Source organism: Streptomyces spongiae, from assembly GCF_009377185.1.
Lineage (GTDB): Bacteria > Actinomycetota > Actinomycetes > Streptomycetales > Streptomycetaceae > Streptomyces > Streptomyces spongiae.
In genome coordinates, this window is sequence record NZ_VJZC01000385.1 from 1 (window position 1) to 9,480 (window position 9,480).

9 protein-coding genes are annotated in these 9,480 nt (G+C 71.3%); 2 read left to right on the forward strand and 7 right to left on the reverse strand.

All coding sequences use genetic code 11. From position 1 onward, the window contains the following. The 5 genes from FNH08_RS35220 to FNH08_RS35240 all read right to left on the reverse strand — a co-directional run. Window positions 1-661, reverse strand: a 661-nt coding sequence (locus FNH08_RS35220; protein ID WP_152775592.1) for a DUF4142 domain-containing protein, incomplete at its 3' end; no start/stop codon positions are given. 284 nt (window positions 662-945) lie between these two features. Beyond that, complete coding sequence (locus FNH08_RS35225) at window positions 946-2,406, reverse strand: DUF692 domain-containing protein (RefSeq protein ID WP_152775599.1); 1,461 nt, start codon at window positions 2,404-2,406, stop codon at window positions 946-948. Between the two features lie 201 nt (window positions 2,407-2,607). Next, entirely contained in the window at window positions 2,608-3,411 is an 804-nt protein-coding gene (locus tag FNH08_RS35230) for a DUF4142 domain-containing protein (RefSeq protein WP_152775593.1), read from the reverse strand. Window positions 3,412-3,711: 300 nt separating this feature from the next. Further along, the gene (locus FNH08_RS35235; RefSeq protein WP_152775594.1) at window positions 3,712-4,320 is read right to left on the reverse strand and encodes a DUF4142 domain-containing protein; all 609 of its coding nucleotides are present in this window, start codon (window positions 4,318-4,320) and stop codon (window positions 3,712-3,714) included. Between the two features lie 146 nt (window positions 4,321-4,466). After that, on the reverse strand, window positions 4,467-5,183 hold the full coding sequence (locus FNH08_RS35240) for an aminoacyl-tRNA hydrolase (protein ID WP_322726013.1): 717 nt from the start codon (window positions 5,181-5,183) through the stop codon (window positions 4,467-4,469). A 71-nt stretch (window positions 5,184-5,254) separates the two neighbouring features. On the opposite strand from FNH08_RS35240, the gene FNH08_RS35245 reads away from it, so the two are divergent. Beyond that, on the forward strand, window positions 5,255-6,190 hold the full coding sequence (locus FNH08_RS35245; protein WP_152775595.1) for an ABC transporter ATP-binding protein: 936 nt from the start codon (window positions 5,255-5,257) through the stop codon (window positions 6,188-6,190). Further along, window positions 6,190-6,861: an ABC transporter gene (locus FNH08_RS35250; protein WP_152775596.1), complete on the forward strand. Its 672-nt coding sequence runs from the start codon at window positions 6,190-6,192 to the stop codon at window positions 6,859-6,861. Before FNH08_RS35245 ends, FNH08_RS35250 begins: the two co-directional genes overlap by 1 nt. Before the next feature lie 141 nt (window positions 6,862-7,002). Here the strand turns inward: FNH08_RS35250 and FNH08_RS35255 are convergent, their stop codons facing one another. Together FNH08_RS35255 and FNH08_RS35260 are read right to left on the reverse strand one after the other, a co-directional pair. Beyond that, a complete protein-coding gene (locus FNH08_RS35255) occupies window positions 7,003-8,388 on the reverse strand; it encodes a PhoX family protein (protein WP_152775597.1) in 1,386 nt (461 codons plus the stop codon). A gap of 90 nt (window positions 8,389-8,478) precedes the next feature. Next, window positions 8,479-9,366, reverse strand: coding sequence for a slipin family protein (locus FNH08_RS35260; RefSeq protein WP_152775598.1), 888 nt, complete (start codon window positions 9,364-9,366; stop codon window positions 8,479-8,481). Window positions 9,367-9,480 lie beyond the last annotated feature (114 nt).

Consider the following 9,480-nt stretch of genomic DNA (forward strand, 5'->3'; position numbering starts at 1 on the left):
GGGCCGGAGAACTCGTGAGCGGCGGCGGGCTCGCGGACGCGGCATCGTTGGCCAGCGCGTCGAAGTCGACGACCCCGGTGGCCTCCAGGACCTTGATGTGGTCGAGCACGGTCGAGTTCGCGTCGTCGGCGAGGTCGCGGACCAGGGAGTTGCGGGTGCTCGCGCGAACCTGGGCGACCACCGAGAAGACCTTGCCGTGGGCCTTGCGCAGGAGGTTGGCGAACTGCCGGTCGTACTCCTCGCCCTGGGCCGTGTTCAGGGTCGCCAGCCAGGACCGCTGTTCCTCGGTGGGCTGGTTGGGCAGTTCGAGGTTGAGGCGCGCGGCGACGTTGCGGACGCGGGCGTCGAGGAAGGTGTGGCCCTCGACGAGGTGCTCGCCCGCCGTGTGCACGGGCTGGCTCGTGCCCTTCTGCAGGGCCTGCTGTCCGGCCGGCAGCTCCCACAGTCCGGCAAGCCGCACCTTCGTGATGAACTCCCGGTCCAGGCCGGACAGCGGACCGTACTGCGTGGACACGGTGGACGCGTTGAGCGTCTGGACGCCGGTGCCGGAGCGGTCCGCGTACGACCAGATCGGAAAGACCAGCGCGATGAGGGTCGCCGTCATGCCGGCGACGATCAGCCCCGTCCCACTGATCAGTCCTCTGCGGTTGTTGGATCGCATGGTGCCTCCTGGTGCGGCACCGCACGCTAGTGCGCTTCGGGTGCGGTTTGACGGCAGATTGGCATGTTACTGCCCGGTCTACGTCAACTGCCGTAACAGGAGGATGGGTTGATGTGGTCGGAAATGGGTGCTGGATGGTGTATGAGAACAGGGGGATGAGGTGGGGGAAAGCCGGTGAAAGGGGGCGTGAAACCCGTGTGGGGGACACGTGTTTGTTATTCGCGGCACATCTGCCGGGAGTTGTCACCCGCTCGCGCCTAGGAGGGTCCCATGTCCGCCTACGCTCAGCGACGGAGCAGGACCCGGCGGGTGGCGCGGGCCAGGCGGGCCGTCGGGCGCTCGGAGCGGGGGGTGGGGCCCGAGCGGTCCAGCCACCACTCGCGCAGCCGCCGCCGGACCTCGGCGTCCTCGGGGCGCCCGGCGAGCAGCAGGTGCTCGGCGAAGTCCAGCGCGTCGCGGCGGTAGCCGTCGCTCATCGGGTGCCCGTGCGTGTAGGCCAGGAAGGCAGGGCGGTACGACTCCCCGAGGATCTCCGGCAGTTCCGGCGCCACCTTGGCCACCACGTCCGCCCGCTTGGCCCCGAGCGCCCGCGCCTGCACACTCAGCCGTACCCGGTCGAACCCCTCGGGCACGGGCGTCCCCGCCACCAGCGCCGAGAGCAACGATGCCTGCGCGAGCCCGAGCCGCTGACGGGCGGGGGCGGTGGAGGACTCGGAGTCACCGTGGGGCTCGTCGGTGACGGACACGACGACGGACGCGGTGCCGGAGGCGGTCGCCGAGGCGGTGTGGGGCCGTGGCGCCGTGCAGTGCTCCTCGCCCTCGGCGCCGCCCCGCGCGGCGTCCACCGTGGACGCCCGCCGTACCGTGTCCCGGATCTCCGCCAGCTCCCGCTCCAGTTCGGCCGGCTCGGGGAAGTTCTCGTCCCGCTCCAGCAGGACGCCCGGAGGGGTGACCCGCGAGGCGAGGTCGGCGAGGACGTCGAGGACGGGCCGGGGGACGGGGTGGGCGTGGCTGTCGTGCCAGACGCCGTCGCGTTCGAAGCCGCCCGCGACGTGGACGTACGCGATGGCCTCGACCGGGAGTTCGTCGAGGGCCTTGGCCGGGTCCTCGCCCCGGTTGACGTGGTTGGTGTGGAGGTTCGCCACGTCGATGAGGAGCCGGACTCCGGTGCGGTCGGCCAGCTCGTACAGGAACTGGCCCTCCGTCATCTCCTCGTCCGGCCAGGCGATGAGCGCCGCGATGTTCTCCAGGGCGAGTGGTACCGGCAGGGCGGCCTGCGCGACGCGTACGTTCTCGCACAGGACGTCGAGCGCGTCCCGGGTGCGCGGGACCGGGAGCAGGTGTCCCGCTTCCAGCGGGTCGGACGCCGTCAGGGGGCCACCCGCCCGTACGAAGGCGATGTGCTCCGTGACGAGTGGCGCCCCCAGTGCCTCCGCACGCTCCGCGAGCGCCTTCAGCCGGTCCTCGGCGGGACGGTCCGCACCGCCGAGACCGAGCGAGACACCGTGCGGCACGACCGTGACGCCGCGCTCGCGCAGCCGCGTGAGCGACTCGGGGAGATGGCCGGGACAGACGTTCTCGGCCACGACCTCGACCCAGTCGACACCGACACCGACGCCGGTCCCGGCGCCGTTCCCGTTCTCGTCCCTGACCCCGTCCCCGGTCCCTTTCCCGGTTCCGGCCATGCGCTCCACGGCGTCGGCGATCTCCGGCCGCCACCCGATCCCCGTCCCCAGCTGCTTCATCCTCGTCCCCTCCTCGGTCACGTCGGTCACGGCTTCACCAGGACCCTGTGGGTCGTTTCCCCGCTGCGGACCTGAGTTCCGGCTGTTCCGGCGTGACGGAGTCATGACCCCGGCACGCCGGGCCGAACCCCTCGGAGGGGACCTTCAGAGCAACATTTGAGCTTGTGGCGGCTTTCTGTTCTCCGGCTCTGCCACTACGGGCTACTGGACCGGCTCCCCCTGGTCGTCGTTGAGCTCCTCCGGACTCGGCCGGACGGTGTTGACCGTGCCGGGTGCTCCCGGTGAGACGGAGGAACTCACGTCGGGGTTGGTGCTGGGCTCCGCCGCGGGCGCGGAGGCAGGCGAGCGTCCGGGGACCGGCGGCGGCGGGCCGGTCGGGCTGGCGGTCCCCGTGGCCGAACCGTTGGCGATCTCCTCGAAGTCGACCGCCCCGGTCTTCTCCAGGATCGTGATGTGGTCGAGCACGGTCTGGTTGGCGTCCGAGGCCAGCTGGCGGACCAGCGTGTTGCGGGTGCTGTTCCGTACCGCCGCGATGGCCGGGAAGATCTTGCCGTGCGCCGCCCGCAGGCGCATCGCCCACACCTTGTTGTAGTCCGCGTCGCTGGCGTTGGTCATCTCGTCCAGCCAGCCCTGCTGGTCCGAGTTCGGCTGGTTCGGGAGTTCGACGCCCAGCTTCGCCCCGATGATCCGCACCCGCTTGTCGAGGTCGGTGTGGCCCACGATCAGATGGTTCGCCGCCTCCTTCATGACCGCGTCGGAGGAACGCTCCAGCGCCTGCTGGCCGGCCGGCAGTTCCCACAGCCCCGCCAGCCGCACCTTGACGATCAGGTCACGGTCCGCCGGGGTCAGCGGCCCCCACTGCGTGGTCACCGTGTCTCCGGTGGGCACGGCCGCCGCCGCGGCGGCATTGCGCTGGGGGTACGAGTACAACACTGGGTAGGCGAGTGCGCCGATCGTGCCGGCGATCGCCAGGGCGACGAGGACAGAGCCCTTGGAGCGTCGCAAATGAGCCTCCCGGAGGAAACCAACTGGTCGTTGGGGAACTGTTGCTTGGCCAGTGCCAAGAGGTACGTACGGGCCGGTCGGCATGTTCAACCGGTCGTGGATCGGCCGTGTGGCCGGTGACACGTGAGAGCGGTGGCGACACCCCGGTCCGTGGCGAGCCCGGTGAGGGCAGCCGGTTCCGTGGCCGACAGACCTCGCGCGTACCGCCGTCACCGGCGGAAACGCGGGGAATGCGAGGAACACCGGCCGCACCGACCGAACACCGTCGGCATGAGCCGTGGGCCGTGTCGCCCCGACGCGTCAGATCGTGCCGTTCGCGATGGCGTCGAAGTCGACCTCCCCGGTCTTCTCCAGCATCGTGATGTGGTCGAGCACTGTCTGGTTGGTGTCCGAGGCGAGCTGGCGCACCATCATGTTCTGGGTGTTGTTCCGCACGGTCCCGATGGCCGGGAAGATCTTGCCGTGGGCCGAGCGCAGGAGGTTCGCCCACGTCCGGTCGAACTCCTCACCCTGGGCTGCTTGCATCTGCTGCAGCCAGCCCTTCTGCTGCGCGTTCGGCTCGTCAGGGAGCTCGATGCCCATCTTGGTGGCCACGGTCCGCACCCGCTGGTCGAGGTCCGTGTGGCCGGTGATCAGGTGGTCCGCGGCCTCCTTGACAGCCTTGCTGGACGACTTCTTCATCGCCATCTCGGCGGCCGGCAGCTCCCAGAGTCCGGCCAGCCGCACGCGTTCGATCAGGTCCCGGTCGGATGCCGCCAGCGGACCCCACTGTGTGTCCACCATGCCCGCCGACATGTTCGCCTGCGCGGTGCCCGAGCGGTCGGAGTACGACCACACCGGGAACGACAGCGCTCCGACGGTGACGATGAGGGCCACGCCGGCGATGACCGAGCCTTTGATGCGCTCCAAATGAGCCTCCCCAGGGGACACCAACTGGTCGTTGGAAACTGTTACTTGGCCAGTGCATGGAGATACGTAGGGAACGGCTGTGTTGTTCAAAGGAAAGCAATTGGGGCTCTCGGCGGGTGAGAGCGACGGCGTGCCCGGTCGCCGTCTCAGCCGCGCAGCGTGGGGTGATCCGCCACCACGGTGCATGAACCCGGGGCGATCTCCGTGAAGCCGGCGTCCCGGACCACCGGGAGGCCGGAGGTGGTGAGGTGGCGCCAGCTGTCGGGGGCGGGGGTGCGGACGGCGAGAGGGAAGCCGGCGTCGCGCCAGGCCGCGCGGTCCGCGTCGGACAGTTCCCACCAGGCCAGTTGGGCGCCGTGGCCCGCCTGGGCCATGGCCTTGCCCGCCGACATCCCGACCTCCGGGTTCATCCAGAGGACGGGGGCGGAGAGGTCCGCCTCCACCGGCGGCTCCGGGTCGTCGAGGTCCGTGCCGGAGACCTGGAGGCGGGCCAGATCCTTGGGCCAGCCGTCCAGGGGGACCGGAGGGAAGACCCGTACCTCCGCGGACTTGCCCGTCACCGTGATGCCGGGGAGCGCCTCGGCGCGGCGCCACTCCGCGCCCCGTGCCCGGCGGACCACCTTGCGGATGCGGGCGTCCTGCCAGTCGCGCATCGCCCGGGCCCACTCTCCGTCGCCCAGCGACCGCTCGTCGCTCAGCATGACCAGCACCGCACGGGCCGCCGTCTCCAGCGCGTCCGTACGGGCCGGAGGCGCGGACTTCTCGATCCGCACCACCAGCGGCAGCACGAACTGTGGCGCCTCGTCACGCGACACGGACACGACGCGGAACGGGCTGTCCTCGGCACGCGGGTCACTCGTCACGCACCCCAGTCTGCCAGGCCAAAGATCCGTTCCCCTGCGCGCGCCCGTACATCCGTACGAGGATGGGGCGCATGGCACGTGAGGTACCGGAACGCGAACAGCAACCGTTGCGGCTGGAGGGCGTAGGCCGCCGCTACGGGCGACGCGGCCCCTGGGTCCTGTCCGGCGTCGATCTGGAGGTGGCCCCCGGCGCGCTGATCCGTATCGAGGGCGCCAACGGCACCGGCAAGTCCACGCTGCTCCGCCTCCTCGCGGGCCTCGACGCGCCCACGGTGGGCCGGGTCGTGGGGCGTCCGCGCACGGCGTACGTCCCCGAACGCTTCCCGGCCACCCTGCCCTTCACCGCGGCCGACTACCTCATCCACCTCGGCGCCGTCCACGGTCTGTCCCGCGCGGAGGCCGCCGACGCCGCCGACGAGTGGCTGGAGCGCTTCGGCGCCGCCGAGCACGCCCGGACGCCGATGTCGGAACTCTCCAAGGGCAGCAGCCAGAAGGTCGCCGTCGCCCAGGCCCTGCTCGCCGAACCGGAGTTGCTGGTCCTGGACGAGGCATGGACCGGCCTGGACGAACCGGCCCGCGGTGAGCTGGAGCGCGTGGTGGTCGAGCGCACGGCCGCCGGGGCCGCGGTGGTGTTCGTCGACCACGACCCACGACGCCTGGCGGGGCGGCCGGACGCGACCTACGCCGTCGTCGAGGGCGCCCTCGCCTCCCGTACGGGGACAGGGAACCCACACGCGGACGGCCCCCACCTCGTCGTCCGGGCGCGAGGGCCGGAAGGGACCACCCCGCCGGCCGAGGCCACGGAACTCGCCGCCTCCGTCGAGGAGGTGCCGGGCGACGCGCACCGGATCAGCGTCCCCGAGTCCCGCTCGGACGCACTGCTCAGAGCGCTGCTCGGGGCCCGGCCGCCGTGGCACGTCGTGAGCGTGGAGCCCGAGCCCGAGCGCCCACTTGGCGTCGTGCCCCGGCCCCGCAGACCCGAACCCATCGAAACCGAGAGCTCCTGATGACCGCGCTCCTCCGCTACCAGGCCGCCCTCCTCCTGCGCTCCCAGCGGGCGCTGCCGCCCGTGATCCTGTACGCCGCGGTCCTCGCGATCGGCGTGCAGAGCGGGCAGCCCGTGCTGGACTCGCTCGGCTGGACGGCCGCCGCGCTGCTGCCCGTCGCCGCCTGGCTGGTACGCATCTGCGCCACCAACGAGCCATCCGCGGCGCGGAGTTGTGTGGGCGCGGCGGCGGGCCCCGAGCGGGCGCACCTGGCGTGTGTGAGCGTCGCGCTGGGGGCGGCCGCGACGCTCGGGGTCGTGGCCACGGTCTTTGTCACGTTCATCAGCGACGCGACGAGCGCCGACCACCAGATCCGGGTGTCGGCGCTCCAGGCAGGCGCCGCCGGACTGCTCGCCACGCTCGCGTGCGCGCTCCTCGGCACGGCCGTCGGCGCGCTCACCACCCGGCCGCTGCTGCGCTCGCCGGGCCGGGCCGTGCCCGCCCTGCTGCTGGGCGCGCTCCTGGCGCTCGTCGTCACGGGGTCCCCGGCGCGGGCGGCGGTCAGTGCGCTGGTCAGCGGCTCGCAGGAGGGTACGGTGCCGGTTCCCGTCCTGCCTCTGGTGGGCGCCGTGCTGCTCACGGCGGGGGCGATCGCGGTGGCCTGTGGGCTCACGACCCGCCGGGCGTCCTGAACGGTTGACGTGCCTGGGTGGGGTGTCACGTCTGCCGGGTTTGTGTGTGGGGGCGGGTACGGGTTTGTTGTGGCTGGTCGCGTAGTTCCCCGCGGCCCTGAGGGGCGCGCCGTCGTCGCCGACGGCGCGCCGGTCAATGGCTCAGGCTCGGCGCCACGGGCCCGTCACCGCGAACGTCGTGCCGGGGGTGTAGCAGTTGACGTACATCGTCTCGCCGTCCGGGGAGAAGGTGACGCCGGCGAACTCGCCCCACTCCGGTTCCTCGGCCGTTCCGATGTTCTGGGCGTTGCGGGCCATCGCGTAGACCTCGCCGCGGCGCGTCACGCCGAAGACGTGCTGGGCGCCGTTGCCGTCCTCGCTGACCATCAGGCCGCCGCTGGGGGCGAGGCAGATGTTGTCGGGGGACTCGCCCGGGAGCTGTACGTCGGTGTCCGGACCGAAGACGATCACCAGGGTGAGGCGGTGCCCGGCCGGGTCGTAGCGCCAGATCTGGCCGTAGTGGTCCGCGGCCGATCCCTCGGCGCTGCGCGCGAAGGACGAGACGAAGTACACGCTCGTGCCGCCCCAGTAGCAGCCCTCCAGCTTCTGCGCGTGCGTGATGCCCTTCGGGCCGAAGTCCTGGAGGCGGATGGGGGTCCGCGCGGCGAGGGGGTCGGGCACGTCGACCCACTCGATGCCGTCGAAGGTGGCGCCGGTCTCCTGGATCGAGGAGAGGTCGGGTACGCCGGGAACGCGCATCGCCTGGAGGTGGCCGCCCGCCCGCAGGGAGCCGATCCCGCCCCGCGGCTTGTGGGGAAGGAACCGGTAGAACAGGCCGAAGGGCTTCTCGAAGGCGTCCTCGGTCTCGTAGACGACGCCGCGGCGGGGGTCGACGGCGATCGCCTCGTGCTGGAAGCGGCCCATCGCGGTGAGCGGTACGGCTCCGGTGCGGTGCGGGTCGGTGGGGTCGACCTCGAAGATGAAGCCGTGGTCCTTGGTGTAGCCGTTCGTGCCTGCCTTGTCCTCGGTCTCCTCGCAGGTCAGCCAGGTGCCCCAGGGGGTGGGCCCGCCCGCGCAGTTGACCGCGGTACCGGCGATCGCGACGCGCTCTCCGACGACGTGGCCCCGCCGGTCGAGTGTCAGCGCCGTACACCCGCCCTTGCCCATGGGGTCGTAGGTCAGGCCCTCGACCGTCGGGACGCCGATTTTTCCGGTGACGCGGTTCTCGTGGTTGCGGACCAGGTGGACCTGACCGTGTCTGCCGCCGGAACGCCCGGCAAAGGCAGCCATGCCGTCGTGGTTGCTGGGCACTTTGCCCTCGCCGGAGCGGAGTGGGTCACCCTCACGGGAGAGGACCCGGTAGCGGAACCCCTTCGGCAGGTCGAGCAGACCGTCCGGGTCGGGGATCAGCGGGCCGTAGCCGGAGTGGCCCAGGCCGCTCTGCGCGGCGGCCGTGCCCGCGAAGAGTTCGGACAGGGCCCCGGTGAACGCGATGCCCGCTCCCAGAGCACCGGAGCGGGCCATCATCTGACGTCGTGTCACTGACATGGGCGAACCTTCCTGTTGGCGGACAGGATGTGACCCGCCTGTGTGTATCACGCGCCCTGAGGTCACGTGAACCACGCGCGTAGAAAGGTCTCACTCCGTACTCGGTGGCGTCACTCCGTCGGCCTCGGTCGGCAGGGGAGTGACCTCCGGCGGCCGGCGGTCGGGTGCCTGCGCTTTGGGTGGCTGCGCTTCGGGTGCCTGCGCTTCGGGTGGCTGCTCCTGGTGCGCCCGCTCCAGGAACCGCAGCAGTTCCACGGGGAAGGGCAGGACGAGCGTGGAGTTCTTCTCGGCCGCGACCGCGACCACGGTCTGGAGCAGGCGGAGCTGGAGCGCGGAGGGGGTGTCGGCCATCTGCTGGGCCGCCTCGGCGAGCTTCTTCGACGCCTGGAACTCCGCGTCCGCGTTGATGATGCGGGCCCTCCGCTCGCGGTCGGCCTCGGCCTGGCGGGCCATCGAACGCTTCATGGACTCCGGCAGCGACACGTCCTTGATCTCCACGCGGTCGACCTGCACGCCCCAGCCCACGGCCGGGCTGTCGATCATCAGCTCCAGTCCCTGGTTGAGTTTCTCGCGGTTCGACAGCAGGTCGTCCAGGTCGCTCTTGCCGATGATCGAGCGGAGGGAGGTCTGGGCCATCTGGGAGACGGCGAAGCGGTAGTCCTCCACGTTGATGACGGCGCTGACGGCGTCGGCGACCTTGAAGTAGACGACCGCGTCGACCCGTACCGTCACATTGTCGCGGGTGATGCCCTCCTGCGCGGGGACCGGCAGCGTCACGATCTGCATGTTGACCTTGTGGAGCCGGTCGACGCCGGGGACCACCATGGTGAAACCGGGGCTACGGGGTTCTCCGAACAGCCGCCCGAGCCGGAGCACCACGCCGCGTTCGTACTGCTTGACGACCCGTGCCGCCGCGGCGGCGTACACCGCGCCGGCGCAGGCCACCGCCACGGCTGTGGTCACCAGTGCCTCGATCATGACGACCCCCTTTCGAGCGGGGTGTCTTTTGCCGCGAATACCACGATATGCCTGGGAGTGGTGGGTTTCTATAGCGTCGTGGGCGCGGGGAGGTAGGGGGTCCGCGGGTTGGTG

Bases quoted from the DNA above. Each gene is read 5' to 3' on its own strand.
- FNH08_RS35245 (WP_152775595.1), top strand. From the start codon at position 5,255: ATGGCACGTGAGGTACCGGAACGCGAACAGCAACCGTTGCGGCTGGAG.
- FNH08_RS35250 (WP_152775596.1), top strand. From the start codon at position 6,190: ATGACCGCGCTCCTCCGCTACCAGGCCGCCCTCCTCCTGCGCTCCCAG.
- FNH08_RS35255 (WP_152775597.1), bottom strand. From the start codon at position 8,388: ATGTCAGTGACACGACGTCAGATGATGGCCCGCTCCGGTGCTCTGGGA.
- FNH08_RS35260 (WP_152775598.1), bottom strand. From the start codon at position 9,366: ATGATCGAGGCACTGGTGACCACAGCCGTGGCGGTGGCCTGCGCCGGC.
- FNH08_RS35225 (WP_152775599.1), bottom strand. From the start codon at position 2,406: ATGAAGCAGCTGGGGACGGGGATCGGGTGGCGGCCGGAGATCGCCGAC.